The sequence below is a fragment of the Reinekea marinisedimentorum genome (assembly GCF_004341165.1).
In the GTDB taxonomy this organism is placed as follows: domain Bacteria; phylum Pseudomonadota; class Gammaproteobacteria; order Pseudomonadales; family Natronospirillaceae; genus Reinekea; species Reinekea marinisedimentorum.
In genome coordinates, this window is the sequence record NZ_SLZR01000013.1 from 1 (window position 1) to 23,929 (window position 23,929).

The 23,929-nt window shown below is 51.0% G+C and carries 20 protein-coding genes; 5 read left to right on the forward strand and 15 right to left on the reverse strand.

Annotated features, from left to right (window positions below):
• Positions 1-160: 160 nt before the first annotated feature.
• Complete coding sequence (locus BCF53_RS13915) at positions 161-730, reverse strand: phosphoribosyltransferase (RefSeq protein ID WP_132702394.1); 570 nt, start codon at positions 728-730, stop codon at positions 161-163.
• A gap of 66 nt (positions 731-796) precedes the next feature.
• Between BCF53_RS13915 and BCF53_RS13920 the strand changes: the two genes are divergently transcribed.
• Entirely contained in the window at positions 797-1,357 is a 561-nt protein-coding gene (locus BCF53_RS13920; RefSeq protein ID WP_132702396.1) for a phosphoribosyltransferase, read from the forward strand.
• A 16-nt stretch (positions 1,358-1,373) separates the two neighbouring features.
• Here BCF53_RS13920 and uraH read toward each other — a convergent pair whose 3' ends face one another.
• The 11 genes from uraH to hpxO all read right to left on the reverse strand — a co-directional run bounded on the left by uraH (position 1,374) and on the right by hpxO (position 14,779).
• On the reverse strand, positions 1,374-1,709 hold the full coding sequence (gene uraH, locus BCF53_RS13925; RefSeq protein WP_132702398.1) for a hydroxyisourate hydrolase: 336 nt from the start codon (positions 1,707-1,709) through the stop codon (positions 1,374-1,376).
• Positions 1,710-1,719: 10 nt separating this feature from the next.
• Positions 1,720-2,223 carry a 2-oxo-4-hydroxy-4-carboxy-5-ureidoimidazoline decarboxylase gene (uraD, locus tag BCF53_RS13930; RefSeq protein ID WP_132702400.1) on the reverse strand — a complete coding sequence of 168 codons (504 nt, stop codon included), beginning with the start codon at positions 2,221-2,223 and terminating at the stop codon, positions 1,720-1,722.
• 170 nt (positions 2,224-2,393) lie between these two features.
• Entirely contained in the window at positions 2,394-3,290 is an 897-nt protein-coding gene (xdhC, locus tag BCF53_RS13935) for a xanthine dehydrogenase accessory protein XdhC (protein ID WP_132702402.1), read from the reverse strand.
• Positions 3,280-5,649 (reverse strand): xanthine dehydrogenase molybdopterin binding subunit, encoded by a 2,370-nt coding sequence (gene xdhB / locus BCF53_RS13940; RefSeq protein ID WP_132702404.1) that lies wholly within the window; start codon positions 5,647-5,649, stop codon positions 3,280-3,282. Before xdhB ends, xdhC begins: the two co-directional genes overlap by 11 nt.
• The gene (xdhA, locus tag BCF53_RS13945; RefSeq protein WP_132702406.1) at positions 5,636-7,084 is read right to left on the reverse strand and encodes a xanthine dehydrogenase small subunit; all 1,449 of its coding nucleotides are present in this window, start codon (positions 7,082-7,084) and stop codon (positions 5,636-5,638) included. Before xdhA ends, xdhB begins: the two co-directional genes overlap by 14 nt.
• Positions 7,085-7,241: 157 nt before the next feature.
• The gene (locus BCF53_RS13950) at positions 7,242-8,489 is read right to left on the reverse strand and encodes an allantoate amidohydrolase (protein ID WP_243645838.1); all 1,248 of its coding nucleotides are present in this window, start codon (positions 8,487-8,489) and stop codon (positions 7,242-7,244) included.
• A gap of 4 nt (positions 8,490-8,493) precedes the next feature.
• Entirely contained in the window at positions 8,494-9,738 is a 1,245-nt protein-coding gene (locus tag BCF53_RS13955; RefSeq protein ID WP_132702410.1) for a pyridoxal-phosphate-dependent aminotransferase family protein, read from the reverse strand.
• Positions 9,739-9,744: 6 nt separating this feature from the next.
• Positions 9,745-10,569: a sulfite exporter TauE/SafE family protein gene (locus BCF53_RS13960; protein ID WP_132702412.1), complete on the reverse strand. Its 825-nt coding sequence runs from the start codon at positions 10,567-10,569 to the stop codon at positions 9,745-9,747.
• A 190-nt stretch (positions 10,570-10,759) separates the two neighbouring features.
• Complete coding sequence (locus BCF53_RS13965) at positions 10,760-12,337, reverse strand: gamma-glutamyltransferase family protein (protein WP_132702414.1); 1,578 nt, start codon at positions 12,335-12,337, stop codon at positions 10,760-10,762.
• The gene (locus tag BCF53_RS13970) at positions 12,318-13,544 is read right to left on the reverse strand and encodes an amidase family protein (protein ID WP_132702416.1); all 1,227 of its coding nucleotides are present in this window, start codon (positions 13,542-13,544) and stop codon (positions 12,318-12,320) included. Before BCF53_RS13970 ends, BCF53_RS13965 begins: the two co-directional genes overlap by 20 nt.
• Before the next feature lie 77 nt (positions 13,545-13,621).
• Positions 13,622-14,779 carry an FAD-dependent urate hydroxylase HpxO gene (gene hpxO, locus BCF53_RS13975; protein WP_132702418.1) on the reverse strand — a complete coding sequence of 386 codons (1,158 nt, stop codon included), beginning with the start codon at positions 14,777-14,779 and terminating at the stop codon, positions 13,622-13,624.
• Positions 14,780-15,166: 387 nt separating this feature from the next.
• Between hpxO and BCF53_RS13980 the strand changes: the two genes are divergently transcribed.
• Both BCF53_RS13980 and BCF53_RS13985 read left to right on the forward strand, forming a co-directional pair.
• Positions 15,167-15,481: a hypothetical protein gene (locus BCF53_RS13980; protein WP_132702420.1), complete on the forward strand. Its 315-nt coding sequence runs from the start codon at positions 15,167-15,169 to the stop codon at positions 15,479-15,481.
• A gap of 33 nt (positions 15,482-15,514) precedes the next feature.
• Positions 15,515-15,697 (forward strand): DUF1289 domain-containing protein, encoded by a 183-nt coding sequence (locus tag BCF53_RS13985; RefSeq protein ID WP_132702422.1) that lies wholly within the window; start codon positions 15,515-15,517, stop codon positions 15,695-15,697.
• A gap of 128 nt (positions 15,698-15,825) precedes the next feature.
• On the opposite strand, the gene BCF53_RS13990 is transcribed toward BCF53_RS13985, so the two are convergent.
• Positions 15,826-17,916: a cellulase family glycosylhydrolase gene (locus tag BCF53_RS13990; RefSeq protein WP_243645839.1), complete on the reverse strand. Its 2,091-nt coding sequence runs from the start codon at positions 17,914-17,916 to the stop codon at positions 15,826-15,828.
• A gap of 822 nt (positions 17,917-18,738) precedes the next feature.
• Here BCF53_RS13990 and BCF53_RS13995 point away from each other — a divergent pair.
• Positions 18,739-19,830, forward strand: a complete 1,092-nt coding sequence (locus tag BCF53_RS13995) for a hypothetical protein (protein ID WP_132702424.1) — start codon at positions 18,739-18,741, stop codon at positions 19,828-19,830.
• Positions 19,831-19,846: 16 nt separating this feature from the next.
• Here BCF53_RS13995 and BCF53_RS14000 read toward each other — a convergent pair whose 3' ends face one another.
• Positions 19,847-20,740, reverse strand: coding sequence for a LysR family transcriptional regulator (locus tag BCF53_RS14000; protein WP_132702426.1), 894 nt, complete (start codon positions 20,738-20,740; stop codon positions 19,847-19,849).
• 113 nt (positions 20,741-20,853) lie between these two features.
• On the opposite strand from BCF53_RS14000, the gene BCF53_RS14005 reads away from it, so the two are divergent.
• Positions 20,854-21,792 (forward strand): MBL fold metallo-hydrolase, encoded by a 939-nt coding sequence (locus BCF53_RS14005; RefSeq protein ID WP_132702428.1) that lies wholly within the window; start codon positions 20,854-20,856, stop codon positions 21,790-21,792.
• A 17-nt stretch (positions 21,793-21,809) separates the two neighbouring features.
• On the opposite strand, the gene BCF53_RS14010 is transcribed toward BCF53_RS14005, so the two are convergent.
• On the reverse strand, positions 21,810-23,729 hold the full coding sequence (locus BCF53_RS14010; protein WP_132702430.1) for a sensor domain-containing diguanylate cyclase: 1,920 nt from the start codon (positions 23,727-23,729) through the stop codon (positions 21,810-21,812).
• Between the last annotated feature and the right edge of the window lie 200 nt (positions 23,730-23,929).

The following is a 23,929-nucleotide window of genomic DNA, read 5'->3' on the forward strand; positions in this document are numbered from 1 at the left end:
GGAAGGCAGCGCTCAACCGGTTCATGATTGAATTTGAAGAGCGCTTGGAAGATTATTTATAAACCTTGCAGTTACACAGAATTAATTACAGGGTCAGTACCGGTTGGCAGCGCGTAGCAAAAAGTCTCGCATCTAGAATCTCGCATCTCGCATCTCGCATCTAACCCCCCTCCAACAACCCCGCCACATAGGGCTTATTCAGCTCAATCTCTTCAATACTCAAACCCTTTAACTCGTACGGAAACACCAGCCAGTCTTTGGTTGTGTGCAAAACATAGTCGGGTTTAATGTCGGTTTTCTGATAGCCTTCACGCGCGTACAGCGTGGCAACCTTGATGTTCTCGGGCATGTTTTTCTTCAGGTGTTTTTTCAGCCGCTTCAGGGTGGCATCAATAGAGTAGCCAGAGCTGAATACATCATCGACAATCAACAGCGAATCATCCGAATTCAGGTTTTCAATCAGGTATTGGGTGCCATGCACACGGATAGATTCCGGGTCATTAACCATAGATTCATAACTGGGTAAACCCCGGTAAGAGGTGCGCACAGAAATGTGATCAGTTTTTACGCCCAGGGTCTGAAAACACTCCTGCACATAAATTCCTACCGCACTGCCGCCACGCCAAATACCCACAATAAAGGTAGGCCGGAAACCCGATTTATAAATGTTTGTTGCCAGTCGGAATGAATCACTTATTAATTGATCTTCATCTAAAAAAATTTTCTTCATACTTCACTCTGAACAATCAATTGGTATTGGGTATAATGGCATTCTCTTTACAAGGTAGCCACGGTTATGGAAAAAACTTATTTAAGCGGCGAACAACTGTTAACAGATTCTTTTAAGCTTGCACAAAAAGTTTTACTCAGCGGTTTTAAACCCAGCTTTATTATCGCCATCTGGCGTGGCGGTGCGCCCATTGGTATTGCCGTTCAGGAATACCTGAGCTACCACGGCATTGAAACCGATAATATTGCCATTCGCACCTCTTCCTATGCTGCAGGAATAGATCAGCAATCGCGCGAGGTAAAGGTGCTCGACCTCAACTACCTGGTTAAAAACGTACAGGATAGCGACAGCCTGCTGATTGTTGATGATGTGTTCGATACCGGCCGCTCTATCGATGCAGTGCTTAAGCAGCTGAAAGAGAAAACCCGCAACAACATGCCAAAAGATATTCGCATTGCGGTGCCCTTTTACAAACCCACACGCCGCGAAGTGGATTTTGAGCCGGACTACTACGTCCATGAAACCAGCGCCTGGCTGAAATACCCTCATTCTTTAGAGGGCTTAACCGCCGAAGAGATGAAGCAGAACCGGCCCGAGCTGTTTGAAATTATTAAAGACTATCTGTGAATAACCTCTCAGCCGATCAACTGCCCCGATAAGTTGAATAACCAAACGGCGACAGCAGCACCGGCACATGATGGTGTTTGCTGTCCTGCTTTTTAAACTGAATATCTATTTCCGGAAAAAACGCATCTTCACCCTGATACCCGGCGACATTAAAATTCAGCTTATAAACGCCGTCACTAAGCAACTCATCACTGACCGACCACTTGGCAACCCGCCCGTCTGAGTCGGTTTCCTGCTCATCGAGTAACGACCAGGATGCCTCATCTTTTTTATAGAGTTTAATTCGAACATTTTTCGCCGGAACACCGTTCGCGACATCTAAAACATGAGTGGTTATAACACTTTTACTCATTTACCTGCCTTTACTCCAAAAGTTTTTTTAAGCGAATCTCGGTAATTTTCATTTGCTCGGCTGCAGCAATTGTAATTTCCTGTTCGTACTCGTTGTTAATTCGCTGCTCTATCAGCTCCAGCATTTCCCCGGCAGATTTACCTGTTGCACAAACAATAAATATAAATCCGAACTTCTCATTGTAGGCATCGTTTAACTCTTTCATTCGTTCAATGATGCAATCACTGGCCAGTGTCATTCCAGCCTGTTCTTTCCCGGCCGTTAACTGAGTTGATGCGTACTTTTTCTTCAGCGTTGTCACATCTCCGATGCGCGGGTGTGCCTCAAATGCTGAAAGATAGTCCAAGTCATTCAAAGCCTGCCAAATACGGTTTGCAGCACTAATCAGAATCTCTTCGCTCTTAAACGGTGCAACGCTGACCATACCGTTCACCCAGTTTTTTGCCGCACAACAGTCTTTCAGCACATTCGCCAGTTCATCTGCCGTCAGCGCATTTAGTTGTTCTATTGTCATTTAAGCCCCTGCTTGAGTATTTGTTTCTTTTTGCGCGGTATCCATTGAGTTTTTACAACAAACCCCGGCACTACCACTCATTCACCTTCAGGCTTACAAACGCAAAATCTAACTGTCTACTAGCAGTAATTGTGCCCTTAAGAGCTATAAAACTATGTTTCATTTGTTCATCAATTTTCTGTTTCGGAAGGCGCATGCTCAGCAACGTCTGGTAAGGCGATTTCGTTTTGCAATTGCTTCCACGAAAGCCCTGCCCGCTTCTGCTTTGTTGCGCCCTGCTGATAGATAGAGATCACCTGCCCGGCGATAGAAACCGCCACTTCCATCGGCAACTTACCCCCCACCTCAGCAAGCCCCACTGGCGAGGTCATCTGGTCTACCTGGGCTTGGCTGTAGCCTTTATGCTCCAGGCGCATACGGAATCGTTTCGCTTTGGTGTCTGAGCCGATCACACCCAGGTACGCTGCGTCACCCCGGGCGATAATCTTTTCTGTCAGCGTAAAATCAAGCTGATGATTATGTGTCAGCACGATAAACAGGCTGTTTTCGGGTGCATCTTTGACCGCATCTTCCGGGTACGGCTCGGCAATACAGTCAACATTAGAAGCAACCTGCTCTGGAAATAAATCGACGCGGCTGTCTACCCACTGAATTCTCAGCGGCAGCTGGCTGAGTATCTGCACCAAAGCATGGCCAACATGCCCGGCACCGTGCACCTGAATAGTCGGCTGCTGCACCACCATCATTTCAAACAGAACAGCAACAGAGCCACCACAGCACTGCCCCAGCTTTGCCGCCAACGGGAAGTTTTCTACCTGCTGCACGGCTTTGCTTTCGGTTAACAGCTGGCGAGCCTTTTCAATCACCTTAAATTCCAGATGACCACCACCAATGGTGTCGTAAATATCGCTGGCGGTAATCACCATCTTGGTGCCATTAGCGCGCGGTGTAGAGCCGGCGGTGCCTAAAATAGTCACCAGTACATAATTTTCTGATGCCTGAGTCAGCTGATGTACCGCTTCACTCCAGCTTTGCGGATGGAAGCCCGCCGTATCTTTATTCAGCATCGGTCGTCTCCATGGCTTGATCTGCTTTTGCCTTTTCATTGAGCCAGACACGCGTCGCGTTCACGGCATTAAGGATCGTTTCCGGGAGCGCAGGCGGGCTCATCGGTGGTGAGTAACGGTAATCACTGATACTGGCGACAGCATCGCGCAGGGCGCACCAAACGCTGTTGGCGAGCATAAAGGGTGGCTCACCCACGGCCTTGGAACGGAACACGCTGTATTCCGGGTTTTCAGAATCGTACAGCTTCACATCGAAGTGTTTCGGGGTATCGCCAATGGCGGGTATCTTGTAAGTGGCCGGGCCAACGCTCATCAGCTCACCGTTGTCACGCCAGTGCAATTGTTCGGTTGTCAGCCAGCCCATGCCCTGCACAAACGCGCCTTCTATCTGGCCGATATCCAGCGCCGGGTTTAATGACTTACCGACATCGTGCAGCACATCCACCGCAGTTACGCAGTTTTCACCGGTCAGTGTATCGACCTCGACCTCGGTCAGTGCAACCCCATGCGAGAAGTAAAAGAACGGCCGCCCCTTGCCTTCGTTGCGGTCAAAATAAATTTTCGGTGTGGAATAAAAACCGGTTGACGATAAACCAATACGTGCGAAATAGGCCTTTTTCGCCAGCTCCGCAAAGCCCAGAGAGCCACCGGCATACACCACTTCATCGTTTTCAAAATGGATGGAATCTTTGGCAACGGCATATTCTTCGGCAATAAAATCGATCAGCCGGTCTTTAATGGTGGTAGCTGCATTCAGCGCCGCCATCCCGTTCAGATCGGCACCGGAAGAGGCCGCCGTGGCCGAGGTATTCGGCACCTTGTCGGTACGGGTAGCCGAAACACCCACGCGATCGATATTCACACCAAACACCTGCGCGACAATCTGGCGCACCTTGGTATTCAGCCCCTGGCCCATTTCGGTACCACCGTGGTTCAGATGAATACTGCCATCGTAATAGACATGCACCAGCGCACCAGCCTGATTCAAATGCTGAGCGGTAAACGAAATACCAAACTTCACTGGTGTAACGGCCAAGCCCTTTTTCACCACCGGCGAGGTTTTATTAAATTCAATGATGGCCTGACGGCGCTTGTGGTATTCGGCTTCAGCACACAGTTGATCGATCATCGGGCCGACAACAAACTGCTCAACCTTTTGGTGATAAGGTGTTAAATCGCGCCCCGGCTGATACAGGTTAGCCTTGCGCACATCGAGCGGGTCTTTGCCTAAATAACGCGCCACATCATCCATGATCGCTTCAGCGGTAATCATGCCCTGTGGGCCACCAAAGCCGCGGAAGGCAGTATGGCTGACGGTATCTACCTTCACCCGTTGGCCGGTCACGCGAACGTTTTCATAGAAGTAGCAGTTATCGGAGTGGAACATGGCGCGGTCGACGATAGAGTCGGATAAATCCGGCGAGTAGCCGCAGTTACCGTTCACTTCAATATCGGCAGCCAGAATGCGGCCTTGATCATCAAAGCCTACCTCGTAGCGGTTAAAAAACGGGTGGCGCTTGCCGGTGAGTTTGAAATCTTCAGCCCGTGCCAGGCGCAGCTTAACCGCGCGCCCGGTTTTCCGGCAGGCCATTGCGGCCAGAATCGCCCACGGTGCGGCCTGGGTTTCTTTACCACCAAAAGCACCACCCATGCGGCGCATCTCAATGGTGACGGCATTCATTGGCAAGCCCAGTACTTCGGCAATCAGGTGCTGAACTTCACTGGGGTGCTGGGTCGAACACTTAACAAAGATGCCGCCTTCTTCAGCCGGCATGGCCATGGCGATTTGCCCTTCCAGATAAAAGTGCTCCTGCCCGCCCACGGAAAGCTCTCCCTGTAAACGGTGTGGTGCAGCCGCAAAGCCGGTATCAATATCGCCACGCTCAAAGCTGTACGGCGGACGCACCCAATCCTGATTTTTCAGGCCGGTCTTAACATCCACCTGCGCGGCGGTTTCTTCAACCTCGACCACCACAGCCCGAGCCGCAATGCGCGCCTGCTCGTAGCTTTCGGCTACCACCACCGCGACCGGCTGAGCGTGATAAGAAATTTCATTTTCAGCCAGTAACACATCTCCGGGGTGTACCGGGCCAATGTCTTTTTTACCGACAATATCGGCAGCAGTGAGCATGCACACATAACCACTGATCGCATCTAAGGCACTGGCATCAATAGACAGCAGCTTGCCTTTGGCGACCGGTGATAACACCGGGTAAGCGTGCAGAGCGCCTTGCGGCAGAACGGCATCGTCAACATACGGGGCTTTGCCCTGCACCTGTGCAATGGCGCTTTCATGTTTTACCGGTTGCCCAACTACGTTTTTAGCCGCCGGGTTAAGCTTTATTTCAAAGTGCCGCATGGGAAACCCTCGTTGCTATACCGGATGATTGTTCAAGCCAGAAACGCTGCATCAGGTTCTGACAAACCTGCAGGCGATAGTGCTGCGAAGCTCGGACATCGCTCATCGGTTTGAAATCGGCCGTTAAGGCAGCGGCAGCCTGCTGAATGTTGTGTTCGCTGAAGTCTTTGCCTTCCATCACCTGCGCCATAGATTCAGCAGCAACCGGTGTCGCAGCCATGCCGCCAAAACCGGATTTCACGTTGACCATACGGTTTTCCACCAGCTGGAACGAAAGCACCAGCAGCACCGATGAAATATCGTCTTCCATACGTTTGGAAATTTTATAACAGGCCAGTTTTTGATCCGCCTGACGCGCCGGAATAAACACCGCCGAAATCACCTCATCTTCATGCAGCTGAGTGCGGCGATAGCCCAGGAAAAACTCATTGATGGGGATAACCCGTGAGCCGCGCTCGCAAATAACCTCGACCACAGCGTCCAATGCCAACAGCAACGGCGCCGGGTCACCAATCGGTGAGGCATTGGCCAGGCTGCCACCGAGCGTACCGGCATTGCGGATCTGGCTGGAGCCAAGGCGGTTAAACAGCTCGGAAGCTTCCGGGTAATGTTTAAGCAGCGCTGGCATAAATTGCTCGTAGGTGGCCATTGCCCCAATTTTCAGACCGTGCTCATCTTCGGTAATTGTCTTTAATTCCTGCACATCGACCAGCGAAATCACCTCTTCTGCCAGCTTCAGTTGTTGGGTAAATTCCAGTGACAGGTCAGTACCACCGGCCACCAGCTTGGCTTGTGAGTAGCTGCTCTTCAGTTCAACCAGTTCCCTCAGGCTCTGTGGCAGGTAAAACACCCGGTCGCCATCGCTCAGGCCAGGGTTGCTACACAGCGTGCAGTTAAAGAATTTGTCGGCAGCCTGCATGAACGGCGCTGTCGTGCGCGGGTAACTGTACATGCGCTCACAAGCTTCAATAATGGGTTTATAGCCGGTGCAGCGACACAGGTTGCCACCCAATGCGTGGATGACTTTGTCTTTACCGGGAAAGGCTGGCTCGTTCATATACAACGAGAACATGCTCATGATAAAACCGGGGGTACAGAAGCCACACTGCGAACCGTGGCATTCCACCATAGCCCGTTGTACCGGGTGCAGCTCTTCAAGCTTGGCATTGGCCGCAGCGGTTAAGCCTTCAACGGTGACCAGATGTTTGCCGTGCAGGCTGCCTACCAGCATCAGGCAGGCGTTGAGGTGTTTATAGTGAACCTTACCGTTTTCTTTTTGGCCCACCACGACGGTGCAGGCACCGCAATCGCCAGAAGCACAACCCTCTTTGGTGCCTGTAAGCCCTGTTTTGGTGCGCAGCCAATCCAGAACACTGAGTGTTGGTGCCACATCGTCCAGCTCGACCGGCTGTTCGTTTAGTAAAAATTCTATCACTGTCTGCCTCTTAGCTACCGTGTTACCTGAGTTTGCGCCCCAGGCAGTTTAGCCCCGCGGGGCAAAACCGCACATCCACGGTTATTTGCTCTTATGTTTAGTGCAGGTATATTGCAGCGAGCATGCCAAAAGTTGACTGATCAGTCAGAAAGAGGAGTCAGACGCCCTGATAGCGACGGCTGAAGTCCATCAGCGACTGATGCAATACCGAAAAGGCCGCCGCGACATCCGTTGAATAGACGCATTCTTCCGGATTATGGCTGATGCCATTAGGGCTACGTACAAACAACATGCCAATGGGCGTTATGGCTGCCATCGCCATGGCATCGTGGCCCGCCCCGGAAGGTAAGTGCGGTGTTTGAATATCCAGCTGCTGAGCAGCGTCTTCGAAGATGCTCTGAAATTCACTGGAACAGGGCTCGGCGCTGGCCTTGTGATACCAGTCAAAACGGATGCTGACGCCACGGGCCTCGGCAATCTGCTGAGCGCTCTGTTCAATGGCACTGATCAGTTCATCACGATTGGCATCGGCTCCGGCTCGCACGTCGAGCAACATGTCGCATTGCCCGGCAATAACATTAGCCGCACCTTGCGGCACCTGAATACTGCCCACCGTAGCCACCTCACCGGCCTGCGTTTTTTGCGCCAGCGACTCTATCGCCAACGTCAGCTCTGCTGCCGCAACCGCAGCATCGTTACGCAAATGCATTGGCGTGGTTCCGGCATGCCCGGCCTTACCCTGCACACTGATGCGCGCTCTGCGGGCACCGGCAATGCTGGTCACAATGCCCACCGAGCAGTTCTGGCTGGCCAGTACCGGCCCCTGCTCAATGTGCACCTCCCAGTAACCAAGCAACGCATCCGGCTTTAACGCCGCCTTGCGGGCAAGGCCGGGGTTCAGCTCAAAATGCTGCATCGCTTCCAGCAGGGTTGTGCCCTCGGCGTCGGTCAGGTTCAGCCAATCTCGGTTAAAGTGACCGGCCACTGCCTGCGAACCAATTAAGGTTGTGCCAAAGCGGGTACCTTCTTCATCGGCAAAGCCAACGATATCGAGATGGAACGGCAGCTTCACCCCCTGCTTGCGCAGGGCTTTGGCAGCTTCGATCGCCATCAGCACACCGAGAATGCCATCGTACTTTCCGGCATTGGGTACGGTATCCAAATGCGAGCCCAGCACCAGATGCTCTGCATCCGGCTGCTCAGATATCAAGCGGCCCCAAATGTTGCCCACCTCATCGTGCCAGCACACCAGACCGGCTTCGCACATCCACTGCGCGACCAGCTTATTGGCGGCTTTGTGTTCCGGGGTTAAATATTGCCGCAGTACAGAATCCGGCCATTCACTGATTTTGGCCAGCTCTTCGCACTGCATCAGCAGTTTCTGCGCTATTTTGTGAGCGTTCATGCGTTCATCCATGGGCGTAAAACTCCAGTGCGGCCGCGGCGGCTTCACCTTTCGGGCCTTTGTAACCGTTAGCGGCCAAACAGGCATCCAAACAGGAAAGCGTTTGCAGCACCGCCGATTTACGGGCGTTATAGCCCATGGTGCCAATGCGCCAGATTTTACCGTGCAAGGGCCCAAAGGAGGTGCCGATTTCAATGCCGAAATCTTCCAACATCTGGCCGCGTACCTTATCGCCCTCCACCTCGTCGGGAATATAAACACCCAGCACGTTATTCATCTTGTATTCAAGATTACCGAACACCTTCAGACCAAGCGCTTGCACACCTTGCACCATCGCACTGCCGTGCAATGCATGACGGGCAATACTGGCATCGACACCTTCCTCAATAACGATGCGCGCACATTCGGATGCACCATAAAGCATGGTGGTGGCTTCGGTATGGTGGTTTAACCGCTCTTCACCCCAGTAATCGAGAATCATCGGAATATCAAAATAATTGGAGCGAATGAACGGCTCGCTGCCATCTTTATGACCCTCAGTGCGAATGCCGGCTTCCACCTTTTTGCGTTTGCGCACCCAGTTCACGTAGCGCTCGCTTAAGGTCACCGGCGCAGAGCCGGATGGCCCACCCAAACACTTCTGCAAGCCAACGGAGACGGCATCCAGTTGCCATTCATCGGTTTTGAATTCATTACCGACAATAGAAGCCGTGGCATCGGAATAAAACAGCACATCGTGGCGACGACAGATGTCACCCAAATGCTCCAGCGGCTGGCACATGGTGGTGGACGTATCGCCCTGCACAATGGCGAGCATTTTCGGCTGAACCTTTTTAATGGCCTCTTCAATTTGCTCCGGCGTAAAAACCTCGCCCCAAGGTGCTTCAATGGTATGCACCTCGGCCCCGGCACGCTGGGCAATTTCAGCCAACAAGTGGCCAAAGCGGCCAAAGATAGGCACCAGCACTGCATCACCCGGGCGAATGGCAGAAACCAGCACCGCCTCGATACCGGCACGGGAGGTGCCATCGATAAGAAAAGTCCACTGGTTATCGGTTTTAAACACCTTGCGGTAACGCGCCATGGTTTCGTTCATGTAACCGGTCATGGCCGGATCGTACTGGCCGATCAATTGCGCAGACATAGCGCGCAGCACTCTCGGGTCGGCGTTGATCGGCCCCGGGCCCATCAACAAACGTGGCGGTGGGTTCAGTGCCTGAGCCTGTGTTTGATTGTTTAACTGAGTCATTTGTGATTACCCCATGGCAACCTGAAGCAACATGCGCGAGCCGGTAATAAACAGCACGATGGCAAACACACGCTTCAGTTGTTTCTGTTCTAATTTACTGGCGATCTTGGCACCGAGCGGCGCGAACCAGACAGTTAACGGCACAATGCAGATGAAGGCCGGAATATTCACTAAGCGCCAGGTGCCGACCGGCGCATCAACCGGTGTCTGACCAACGGCCAGCAGCGTCAGCACGCCGGGTAAGGCAATCAGCAAGCCAAAGGCAGCGGCCGTACCCACGGCCTTATGAGCATTGAAATTAAAACTGAGCAGCAACGGCACACCGATGGTACCGCCGCCAATACCGACCATAACAGAAAGGCCACCCACGGAAGTCGCCATCAGTGTTTGCCCCGCCTTACCGGGCAATGCCGGAAACAGCGGCGGCGCTGATGAGCGGAACAAAATATTAAGGCTGACGATCAGGGCAATAATGCCGAACATCCAGGTGAGTATGTTGCCGGAAATGTTAGTGGCAATGACACTGCCGACAACGGCGCTGAGCAGAATAATACCGCTCCAGAACTTCAGCAATTCAACATCGACATTGCCTTTTTTATAGTGCGAGCGCACCGATGAAATCGCCGTCGGCACAATTGTCGCCAGGCTTGTTGCCGTGGCAATGGCCATGGCCGAGGCAGCACTGACACCAAAGCCCTGCAATAAAAAATACAGCACCGGCACAATCACAATACCGCCACCCACACCGAGCAAGCCCGCCAGCGTACCGGCAAACATTCCGGTAAAGATAAGTGCCAGGCCAATCGGCCATGCTTCAATCAGTTCAGACATACAGTTTCTCTTACTTCGTTTAAGGTTATAAATCTAAGGTCGACCACGATACTCAAGAAGGTATGAGGCCCATTTTTAAGGACATCTGAGGCATGGATGCCGAAGCTGAGCGCCCAGGGAAGGGTTAACAGCGCTCCTTAAAAATGGGCCTCATACCTTCGGGTCAGCCGCTATACAGCTATACACTAAATCACTCGACAGAAGAGGCCACAAACGCCCCACCATCCGACCTTGGGTCCGTTGCTGCGTCCAGCTCCCGCTGATCATCCCAAATGGCACCGGCATGGCCCATCATTTCGTTACACGCCGGCACAACCTGCCACTTGTGGCCGCGCCTTGTTAGCTCATCGCCAATCCGTTCGGCCAAATCCGCCTCTACTTTTAAATCGTTGCTGTTATCACCCCAGGTACGGCCTAACAACCAGCGCCCTTCGGCAACAGCCGCCTTCAGTGATTTGCGCTGCCAGACAAACCGGCTGAACACCGCCGCCTGGGTTTGCGGCTGGCCTTCGCCACCCATGGTGCCATAGCTGAGGCGATTGCCGTTATTAAACAGAGCCATCGCCGGGTTGAGCGTATGACGCGGCTTTTTACCCGGAGCCAGCGCGTTGATATCACCCTCTTCCAATGAGAAGCTGATGCCACGGTTATTCCAGGTAAAGCCTAAGCCATTCAGCACTTCCGCCGAACCAAACTCCCAGTAAACACTTTGAATAAAACTCACCAGCTGGCCGTTTTTATCACGCGCACCCATCCAAACGGTGTCGCCATGCTCACTGACAAACGGCCACGGCTTGGCCTGCTGTATATCAATTTGCTTAGCCTTTTCACTCAGAGACGGCTCACTCAGTGCCGCATGGTAACCGGCAGGCACACTGCTTGGGCAAGCCAGAATATGGCTGCGCTCCGCGAAGGCCTGCTTGGTAGCTTCTACAATCAGGTGCGCCCAATCGGCCTCGGTTTCTGCGTGCTGCTTCAGCTGCTCTACCTGTGCCAGGATCTGCAACGAATGTACACCCTGCGTGGGTGCGGGCAAATTAAAACAGCGCAATCCGTTCAGTTTTACGCTCAGCGGCTCAACCACGTTTGCCTCTGTGGCGTTATGGTCAGCAGCCGTTATCGGGCTGTTAACCTGGGTCAGCGCTGCGGCGATTTTTTCCCCGATAACGCCCTGATAGAAATCATCCAGCCCCTTTTCAGCCAACGTTTTCAGGGTATTGGCCAGTTGCGGGTTTTTAAAAACCTCACCGGCCACAATCGGCTTGCCTTGCGGTGCATAAAGCGCCTTAAAGCTTTCCGGTACAACGGGCTCTGCCAGCACCTTGGCAACGGCAGCCTGTAAGCTTGCGGTCACTTCAATGCCATCTTCTGCAAAGGCGATGGCCGCAGCCAGCAGCCGGGATAGCGGTAATTGAGCATGACTGTCGTTAGCCAGGGCTTTCGCCCAACCGGCCACGGTGGCCGCACCGGTCAGGCACGCCTTACCCCCACGAGTGGGAAACTCCGCCAGGCCAGCGTATGCCGAGGTATCGTTCGGCGCACTGCCACAGGCATCAATCGCCAGGGGTTGTTCATCGCCTACATTATGAATAAGCCAGAAGCCATCGCCACCGATGGAATTCATATGGGGGTACACGACCGAGATCACAGCCGCCGCCGTGACCATGGCTTCGGTGGCCGTGCCACCCTGCTTTAGGATATCCATACCGGCTTCAGCGGCAGCGGCATGGGGTGCAGTAAAGGCAATTTTATTGGTTATTGTTTGCATGAGCCTTGTTCCATTGTTCGGTGACAGATTCAACTAACTGTAACAAGCCTGAATCATTACCGGGTAGTTGCAGTAAAGAAAAGCCGTAAGGCCGGGAAATACGATCGTCTCCCATAAAGGGCGTGAGCGGTAAATGCACCTGCGCCGAACCACTGAGCCCGGCTATCGAGGTCAGCTTCAATAAATGCGGCCGCAGTGCGGTGGTATCTTCTTTCAGCTTGGGGGCTGTTGTCGGTGATGTTGGTAAAAACAGGGTTTTATTGCCCGCCAATTGCGCTCGCAAGTTGGCATTGAACCGTTCACGAACAGCCTCGGCCTGTGCAACTTCACTATCGGTGATGGCAAAGGCCATATCCATGCGCGCCTGCACCTGTGCAGAAAACTTTGGTTTAACCTGTTCTATCCAGTCGCGGTGATACTCAACAATCGCCCTGCCCTGCAGCACACGAAAAACATCATGCAGTTCGGCAAAATCGGTTTGCAGTTGCAGATCGACCTGCTCAATCTTTTTAAAGCTCTTACCCGCACTTTGCAGTGCCGCTTGCAGCAGACTCTGCAACTCCGGTTGTACCAGTGAAAACAGGAACGGGTCGTACACCAGCGTATCGGATTCCGCCCGGCCCGACTGTTTTAACAGGACTTCGCCCGTTTGCCTCAGCTGATGCACGTTCGGTGTCAGCCAACCCACGGTATCAAAACGCGGCGCCAGGCCAATTAGGCCTTCGGTAGAAACAACCCCATGCGACGGGCGCAGGCCAAACAGCCCACAATAACAGCCCGGCACGCGAATGGAGCCACCGGTATCGGTGCCCAAACCAATGTCAGCAAGCCCTGCTGCTACAGCGGCTGCCGAGCCCATGCTGGAACCACCGCAACTGTGGCCGGGCAGCTTCGGGTTTTCGCAACTGCCGAAGTGCTCGTTATTACCTTCCAGTGAATAGGCCAGCTCATCGGTCAGCGTAAAACCGACAAACTCCGCGCCGGCATTTAACAGAGCTTCCAGGCTTTCGGCTGTAGCAACAGAAGGCTGATGGGTGCGCAGCCAATCGGGGTTTCCGGCGCTGTTGGTAAAGCCCTTGAGCGCAAATAAATCTTTTACCGCCAGCCGCATTCCAGCCAGCGAACCAGCAAGCGGCGCAGGCCACTTAATGCCACCGTGGGTACAAAAGCCCGCAGCGCTGCGCATAGATTTGGTCACTGTATTCATTCATTACTGCCTGTGTGATTCAGGTCGAGCCTGCCAGTAGCGGCACGGCCTTTGATGGCGCACCGCTCACCTACAAATTAATCCAGCGGGTGGCCTTCAATATTGGAAAGTATGCCCTTCATGATTTTGCTGCCGTCTTCGTTGCGCAGTTCTTTGTACCAATCGAGCGTCACCTGTTCGTCTTTCATGTGGGTAACATCGCAGCGGCTGCGCGCGCGCAACACCAGCTCGTTCGCCCGTGGCGCACGTTTGTTCTGGTAACGCACCAGCGCATCTTCCACACCCAGCGTGTTGGTTTGCAAAGCAATCGCCAGATAGACCGCGTCTTCCATGGCCATGCAACCACCCTGACCGATATCCGGCGTGGTGCCATGACCGGCGTCACCCAACAGCGCGACCCGGCCGCGCGTCCAATTATAGAATGGCTCAACATCGCAGATTTCCACACGATTGGTGCGTTCCGGCTCGATCAGATCAATCAAATCCTGAACCGGTTGCGCCCAGCCAGAGAAATACTCTTTCAGGTTCGCTTTGTATTCATCACGGTTATTTGGCAGGCCCTGTGGCAGAGGCACATCGAAGAAAAAGTAAAAACGGTTATCGCCCACCGGCATCATTGAAACACGCTTGCCTTCGCCAACGAATGTGGTCCATTGCGTTGCCGGAGCGATGCTTTCATCCACCTCGACCAACCCATTCCAGTTCACATAACCGGCGTAGCGGCGCTCAACCTGATCACCCAGCACATAAGGCCGTACAACAGAATGCGAACCATCAGCCGCGATCAGCAGATCACCGGTTTCAACGGAGCCATCAGCAAAGGTGGCCGTCACCACGCCCTCGGCTTCAGATACAGAGGCTAGTTCAGCACCGAGGGTTACATCCTCTTTGCCGAACTCTTCCATCAGCATGGCCTGTAATTCGGTACGCGAAACCGGGTAGGCACGCTGCCCGGCTTTCTCGTACAGCGGTGCCAGGCTGAATTGCGTCATCGAATCGCAGGTAAAGCCATCCAGGTAAGCCAGGCTATCCATCTGCCCGCCCAGCTTAGCCACCTGCTCGGTGAGGCCCAGATAGTTCAGACATTTCACCCCGTTGGACCAAATAGAAAGTGCCGCGCCAACCGGCTTTATTTCTCGCACCTTCTCAAACACCTTCACCTCGTAGCCAATACGCTTTAACGCGATACCGGCACAAAGGCCACCCATTCCTGCTCCAATAACGATAACTTTCATAGCAATCCTATTTAGCAGCTATGCTGCTCAAATCTTTTTAATTCAGGTTACCAAAGCACACTGCATATAAGAGGCCAAATAACAGAGGCGGCCACGGCTTAAGGCCTTAGAAGGGATAAACCCACATTACCTGACCAGCCGGACAACTAATAAAATCAAGGGTTTTACGGCCTGCTCCTAAATAAGTCGTAAAAGAACGCTATAGCGCCAATCGGTGGCACGTCTGCGTCGTAATGGGGCCTGACTGCACCATAAAGTTATCCAACTTTGGTATCAGACTCACTAGATTGGGGCATTCCTTGCGCGCCTAGCAGCCAAACCGCATTGACGGATGACTCGTTGGTGATCACCATGGCAACTTTAACGGATGAGCGGTAAGGAATACTCTTGGCTGAACTAAACACCCTGCAAGAAAGAATCAATCAAACTCGAAAGCAACGTGGCTTTGTGACCGATCCATTGAAAATTCAAATACTGCTCACCGAAGAGGTGGGTGAAATTTCTGCCGAGCTAAAGCGTCTCTGGTCAAAAAACTACGAGGCATTCTCCAAAGAAAGAATCGCCAATGAGATCGCCGATACCTTTGTACTGCTGACGGCCTTAGCCAACGAATTTGAAATAGACCTTGAAAGCGCTGTCGAGGCTAAATTCTTTCAGGCAGACAGTAAAAGAAAATGGGCAACGGCAAAAGCCGACAGCTAAGCTCTGGCCACCAAAAACAGTCATTGGATAAGCATGTTTATAAACAATTCAACCGCCATTTCCCCCTGTATCAGCCAGTGCAAGCTGGATGAACAAAACATCTGCAAGGGCTGCTTCAGAACCCGGGATGAAATCTCTTCCTGGATGCAAAAAACGGAAGACGAAAAAATAGCCATTACCCTTCGCTGTAAAAAGAAGATGGCGCAGCAGAGCTAAATAGAGCTGATTTATACATAACAACATCGCTAAAAACTAAAAAGCCCCGGTCTGAAACCGGGGCGTTAAGTGCGCGGTTCTGGCTTCAACAACCAGAACCGGCTTAGGTACTCAGCAACAAGGCTGAATTAGTTCCAAAGTTGTTTCAACAGGTCGAGCTTGGTGTCGTTGAAATCTTCCCAGGTACCCCAGCCACCTTCGTTGGTGTCGCGTTCCCAGGCATGATTGTACAAACCACCGGTATCTGCTGATTCAGGGTTCAGCGACCAGTAACAACCTTCAATATCCTGATCAACCATGTAGTCAACCAGGGCGTTCTGCCACTGCTCGTCTACGTTGTCGTCAGTCAGGTGGCTCCACAGATCCTGATAGTAAGTTTCAGCGCTTGCTGGCCAATCCAGCAGACCACCAAACTCACCAATCAGAACTGCATAGCCCTGGTCACGCAGGTAACCGAAGTGCTCTTCCCATGCTGCTTCCAGAGTTTCGGAATCGATCACAATGTTACAATCGGCTGCACCGGCGTCATCACCTTCCAGGCCTTCACAATCTGCATTAGCCTGATCCAGGAATATGTTTTTAACATATACAGATGGGCCGTAAGTGTGTGGTGAAAGGATCAGACGATCCTGTGGAATATCCAGCGGGTCGCTGGCAAAGCCGTACAGGTTTTCACCCCAGTTTGGCGCAGAGCTTTCTTCACCGTGTTCTACCACTGTGCTGTCTTTCAGCGCAGAGCCAACACCTTCAACAATGATCAGCATGTCATCGTTAACCGCGCTGATGGTATCGTAGGCTTTCTCAGCCAGGTCTTTCCACTCAGTCCAGGTGTAGTTCCATGGCTCATTGAAGATGTCGATACCCATAATGTTATCAACGCCCAACTCTTCAGACAGACCCGCAACTTCAGCCAGAGTTTCCAGCCACAGCTCTTCGTTGTACTCATGAACGGTTACACCATCGCCCGCATCAACGCCACAAGCGTAATCTTCACGGGTGTAATCGTAATCTACACGATCAGCATCCACGTACGGAGGTGTTGCTTCCAGGTCACCTGCACGCCAGCCAATGTAGTTAGAACACGAGTGAATATCGATGATCACTTTCAGGCCGTAAGCGTCTGCTGTAGTGATGAAATCTTCCAGCGCCTGACGGGCGTTATCCTGCACAACATTCGGGTGGTTTTTCAGCACAACTTCATCAGCGCTGTAGTCTGAAGAATAATCATCAGAGAATTCACTGAACGCCAGCTCACCAATAGAACCTGTACCTTGCGGATCGGTTGCATCCAGTGTTTGCGGCGCAATCGGCAGACGAATCAGGTTAACACCTTCAGCCATCGCCTCTTCAATGGTTTGCTCGATGGTACGGCCGGTACCATTGGCAGGCCATTCACTGCCTTCCTGTACCCACCACATGTTACCGACATACAGCTCCATCGGTGCACCGCTGGCGTTGTACTCAGCATCACTTGGTTCGTGCTGACCTTCCAGACCAAACCAGCTTACGCAGTTTGGTTCAAAGGTAGAGCCGTTTTCTGTGATGTAGCCGTTTTCGTCAATACGGTAAATACCAGTGACTGAATCGGTTGGGTCAGTTGGTTCGGTAGGATCGGTCGGTTCCGTTGTATCTTCAACTTCTTCGAAAGTCGCAGTTAATTCAGTATCTGCATCGAGGGTAATGGTGATCGTCGTTGACGTAGAAGTTGAGTCGCCGGACCAGCCAGTAAACTCATATCCTTCGTCGGCGATGGCTTCAATTTCTATCTCTTCACCTTCGTCGTACTCGTAAATACCAGCAGAAGGGGACGTTGTACCCGAACCTACAACAGAAATAGATAACTCATAGGTATCTACTTCAATAGGTACTTCAATGGTGGTATCGCTGTCTTCACCGTCAACTTCTACGTGCGACCAGTCATAACTACCCTTGTAGTAAATGTAATAGCCGCCATCCACAGTCGCTGGCATAGAGTTAGACCATATGTTGGTATAGTCTTCACTATTCACAGTCACTGTATCTGTTACCCAAGAGTTAATGTACGAGATCGTACCGTTAACGAGGTAGCACGCTTCGGCAACACCATTTAACGAAAAAGGTAAGCTAACACTGGTTGCTGATGCGCAAGCCGTATCTTCATCAGCATGTACTGTCCCTGCACAGGCAAGCGCAAACGCTACACCCGTACCTAACAGCCATGGTTGGTATTTTAATTTCACTTTGTGAATCTCCATTACACTTTTTAATTTAAAAAATGAATAGCAGCACATAACAACTGACTGACAACATCATAAAGATTTCGCTACAACTCGGAGTCTCTATAACCTTTCAACAAGAATCCAAAGCTAATCATTGAACAGAGAATTGATAATATGAGCACCGTTCACAAACGATACTAGGCACTTAATATTTCACAAAAAACAAATAAATACACGGATTGTGCTTCACGTCTAAACACGAGCTAAATTTCACTAAAAGCCTAGATTTAAGCCATAAAAACGACACTAACACCTTACTAAACACTCATTTTATATGCTACTTATCACCAGTAATATATTCCATGTTGAAATAATCAAACAAAACATGAACGCACAAGAAAACCAGAGTAGTTGGACAAGTTCACATTTACGAATCGGTTCAAACCAATGCATCACCGAAACAAAAAATTGAGCCTTAAACTCTAAAAAACAAACCTCCATCTAAATAAACTGTAACTATTTTTTTGTTTTCATAAGCACATCACATTTCAATAGAAAACTCGGTAACCATAAACAAAGTTTCATTTAACTTTGCGACAAAGGGGGTGGTGGAAATATGTTAACCACACCTAGTCAAAGATGTTAACCAAGGCAAGCTCCGAGTGTTAACCATGCAGTGCCCTCAATTTAGGCGGAGGCATTAAAAACAGATCACCAGTTAAAAAATGAACTTGATTCCGGCAGCGCCGGGTTGCAGAAGTAAAATTTTAACAACACCGGGCAGTCAATTAGCGACGTATTCACCGCCCGTTCGTATATCAATCTATTAGTAAAGGAAAACTTATGAATTTAAAATTAACCGTTATTATCGCTAGCTGCCTGTTGACGGTATCCCAAACAGAGGCTGGCGATGTGTTTGATGAGTCCGTTTTCTCAGAGCTCGATTACGGTCTGTATTGGGCCGGCAAGGATAATGAGTTCGAAAAAGCAGGTGTCGACACACAAGACGGCTCAGAATTTTACGACCCAGCCAAGCCAACCTTAATTTATATTCATGGCTGGCAGTCGGATACCGTTGTCGATCAATATCGCGAAAGCTTTTACAGCGACGTGAATGGGCGGCCAAATATCGATTTCGCAGATCTATGGGTCGATAATGGCTACAACATCGGCATCATGTATTGGAACCAATTCGCCGATGAAAGCGAAGTTAAGGATGCGGAAGCAAAAATATGGTCAACCAAAGGTGACAAAGCCATGCGCTGGTTAGACAGTAATGGAAGTTATCACTACGGGGATGTTAGCGAACCGGTACCGGAGCTGTTATTGGAAGACTATATCTGGTCGATGACAGGCTACAGTGGTTCTGACATCCGCATCGCAGGCCACAGCCTGGGTAGCCAGGTTGCCATCCGGTTGACCAGATTACTGCAGGAAAGCGCAGCGGCGGAAGAGATCGCAGATAACCTGGTTCCTGAGCGCCTGACTCTACTGGATGCATTTTTCTCTAATTGGCCTAAAAGCTATTTAGGCTGGCAATGGACCGGTGAAGAATCACGCGAGCTCGTTCAGGAAATGATTGAGCAAGAAGATACAGCGATTGATTCATACCGAACATCACTGGTGACTTCCAGTATTTTTGTGGGCGATGAAAATGAAGATCTACACAATCAGGTCGCATTTAGCGAGCAAACGACCGGGTATTTTGATATTACCGAGCAGACTGAAAAGCACATTGCCGCCGTCTGGCTTTACCTCTGGTCCATTGATTACGATTCACCGGACGTCACCAATAATGCGCTGAGCGGCATATCGGCTAAAGCAGATAACGAGCTGGTACGTCAGTGGATGAGCTCCGATTACCAGATATCGCAAAGCGCCGGTGGCAGCACCAAAGACCCTGTAGACGATGCTTACAGGGCCTATTACCGATAAATGTGCGATAAATGCGCTAGCCCTCTGGCCATAGCCCGGCCAAAAAGGCCTGCAATTCATCACTGACTTTTTTCACTCGTGGCAAGTACTGCAGGCGTTTGTGCACCAGCAGATACATTGCCACTTCTGTGCTCACATCCAACGCAACATTCACAGGCCGCAAACCGCTTAATAATTCAAATTGCTCAAAGCCTGATGGCAGCACCAGAGCACCCACACCGTTGCAACAAGCGCTTATCTGCACATTGAAATCATCCGAGGTAAATACGGGCTTAAAATTTTTGATGTGCTTTTTTAGCGACCTGTTCAATTGCATGTAATCGAAGCGGTCAGGCCAGCATATCCAATTAAGATCGGCGGCAGTCAGATGTTCAGGCAGAATCTTCGCCACATCTTCAGCGACATAGGCGCGGTAGTCACCAATAAGGGTTTTCAGAACCACCAGATTTTCATCTGAGGGCGGCTGAGCACGCAGTGCCAGGTCGGCCTCTCCGCGTGCCAGGTTCAGCGTATCAACGGTGCTCAGCACCTCCAGCTGAATCTCCGGCAACTCAGTCTGCAAATGCCTTGCAAAGGAAGTGAGCACCACCAACGCCACGCCCGGAGGTGCGGTAATGCGCACCCGGCCACTGACCTCACTGCTCGGCAGCAACTGGCTCAGCGCATCGCTGGACCAAAGTGCCATCTGCTCGGCGGCTGGCAACAACCGCAAGCCCAACGGGGTTAGCTCGCAGCCCTGACTTTTGCGTGAAAATAGCGGCCCCCCTATATCAGATTCAAATTCCGCAATTCGGCGACTCAGTGTTGGCTGCCCTAACGCCAGCTCACGCGCTGCTGCACTGAAGCTGCCGTGCTCAGCAACAGCCAGGAACAGCCGTATGTTTTCCCAGTTCAACTGATCGCTATTCATTATCAAATACCTCGATACAAATTTAACGGATTTACTTACATAAACGCATAGCCAAACTATGCCACAGCGGCGGTATGGAAAAACACGACTAGTTCGGGCAATGAGAGGTAAGTATGAAGAAAGCACTAATAATTTCGGCAACGGTTTTGATCCTGCTGAGTGCAGCAGCGGCGTCAGTGTTTATCTGGGCAAGCCTGGCAACACCGACAAAGCACGCTTACAACGCAGCTAAACAGGGGCGAGCAGGCACCTGGGAAGAAATGACAAGCAGCATGAACACCGCCAACAGAATAGCCTTTACCACCATTGAGAGTGCAGATTGGTCAATTGACCTGAGCGGTCTTTTAAACCTGAAGCACCCGAAAGCGGTTGCCGCCGGGCTGGAAAATACACTCGAGCCGATAAAAGTTTATATGTACCACGTTGCTCACCCCAATTATGGCAACTTCCTTTTCGATACCGGCGTAGCGGAGGCCTTCACAACGCTACCGGCAATTCAGTCATTACCGGGCTTTTTACAAAAAGCGATGGGCTTTGAGCGCTTGCAGATTACACAAAGCACAGACGCTTTTCTGGCGCAGCTCAACCAACCGATCAACGGAGTTTTTCTGACGCACCTGCACATGGACCACATCAGTGGCCTGCCTGCCATTGAGCGCGGGGTGCCAATCTATATCGGCAAGGGAGAAGCAAACCAGAAATTTCCACTATTTGCTGTTACCCAGGGCATTATTGATGCCATTCTGCAGGGGCGACCACCCCTGGCCGAGTGGCAAGCAGCGGTGGTGGATGTATTCAGTGACGGCAGTGTTTGGGCCATTCATGCACCCGGCCATACTGCCGGCTCAACAGCCTATCTTATTAACAGTACGGCTGGGACGGTGTTATTGACCGGTGATGTCAGTCACACCGCATGGGGTTGGCAGCATGGAGTTGAACCCGGGCAGTTCACCATTGATCGCGGGCAAAATAAGGCAAGCCTGAGCAAACTGATGCAATTGAGCAATGATTATCCGGAGATTGACGTTCGGGTGGGCCATCAGCCACTTTAACGGCTAGTGGGCGCCCACTAATCTCCGTTTCCATCGTGAAAGACCTCGATGCGATTTCTGCCAAGGTCTTTCGCACGGTATAGGGCTTTATCGGCCTTCTTCAGCACGGTGTGAGAATCTTCGTCGACCGAGGTGATCGCTGCTATACCAATACTTACCGACATGGTGATGGAATAACCTTCAACAATCAGTGGTGTCATCGCTAGCTTCTGGCGCATCCGCTCAAGATAGTTAATAGCGGTTACTTCATCGGTGCTGACCAATATCAGCGCAAATTCATCACCACCAAAGCGGGCAACCAAATCTACCCGGCGGATTTCATCCTGAATCACATTGGTTAAATGTTTCAGGGCAATATCGCCCACTGCATGGCCGTAGGAATCATTAATTTCTTTAAAGTGATCGACATCCATCATCACCGCAGTGGCCAGGTAGGTGTCGTTACGGCGGCAACGCTCCAGCTCTTCTGAAAGCCGCTCATCAAATACTCGCCGGGTCGGTAGCTGTGTCAGAAAGTCTGTATTGGCCAGCTTTTCAAGCTCCTGCTCCATTTGCTTACGCTCACTGATATCCCGGGAAGAGGCATACAACAGCCTTTCACCATCGATAACAATCCACTTTTCAGTGACCTCGACATCTATCGGGCTACCATCTTTACGCTTGTGCCGGGTTTCATATTTGCTGGCACTGCCGGTAACAGCGGACATCTTTTCTTTCATCTGTTCCGGGCTCAGCTTCACCTGCCAGTCTCTTATATTCAGGGCCGAGAGCTCTTCTTCTTTATACCCCAGCATATGTGCAAACGAATGGCTAAAGGCGACCAGGTCGCCATCTTTGTTCATTACGTGAATGCCATCGCTGGCCATTTCCATATAGGCCTTGTTTTTCTCCAACAGGCTGTTGATCTGATGGTTCAGCTTCACCAATGAGTGAATGCTTTTTTCCCGTACGTCGTATTCGTTGAAAAACCGCCGGAACAACGCAACCAGAACAAGGCCAACCAGGGCAGTTATCACCAGCGTGGTAACACTGCTGTAAACCGAAGTTCTCAGGAATTGGGACTTCTGCAGGGCGAGGTAGTCATCGTTTAATGCCAGAACCAATATAAGATTGTTATTGGTGGGTAAATCCAGATGACGTGAGAAGAAGGTATTGCCGCGGTAGGTGTCGTTTTCCAGAACATGGCGGAACTCAGGGATTTCCACCTCCAACCCCGCGTCACCTTTGTAGTGACTCCAGCTGCGGTCTTCGTTGTGGTGTACCAGTATATTGCCCTGACCATCCGTCAGGATCATCTTATACAAGGGCGCGGCAAACAGCTCGTCTATCATGCGCTCCATGTGGTAATTAATGACCAGAACACCTTTAAACTCGCCAAGGTACAGAACCGGCCGGAGGACTCTTAAGGTTTCCTTAAAGGGGACCTCCACCTCCTGAAACTCCATATTCAGATCCAGATTAGAAAACCATACCGTTTCAATGGGTATATTCAGGGCGTGCTGAATGTAATAGCGATGAAACTTATTCTGCAGGGAGGATTCCGGCGTAATCATGGGTTCGCTGGTCAAATCATCACGAAATACACGGACAACCTCACGACCGGAAGGCTCCAGGAAACGGATACCCATAATATCTCGATTGCCACTGGCAATATTTAATGCCAATTCGGCAAATGGTGCTTTATTAGCTGGGTCTTCAAGAAATGCCCTAAAAGATGCGCTGTTCCTTAATGCAGTGATGGACCGCTCTGCACTTTTTAAAAAGCTTTTTAGAAACGCCTCTCGCTCACTGGATTTTTCGACAGCGTTATTCAATGCAACATCTTCAATTTTTGAAGAGAACACCGAAAGCTGCATAATGAAACTGGTAGTCACAGCGATGGATGCGACCAGCATTACAATGAAAATGAGTCGGTTGTGCTTTTGCAGATTCAACATCAAGCCAGTCTATCCAATCAATCTGAATAGGTTAAGCATAGACAAATTACCAGCCGAATTCCGGCTAACAGCTCATTAAATCAGCGAACACAGTCTAAAAATTAATCAACACTAATGCTATAAAAAATTCAACAGCAACTAAGCACTGTTAGAAAATAACCTATCATGATTAATCACTGAAAATACACGCCTTAAAAATT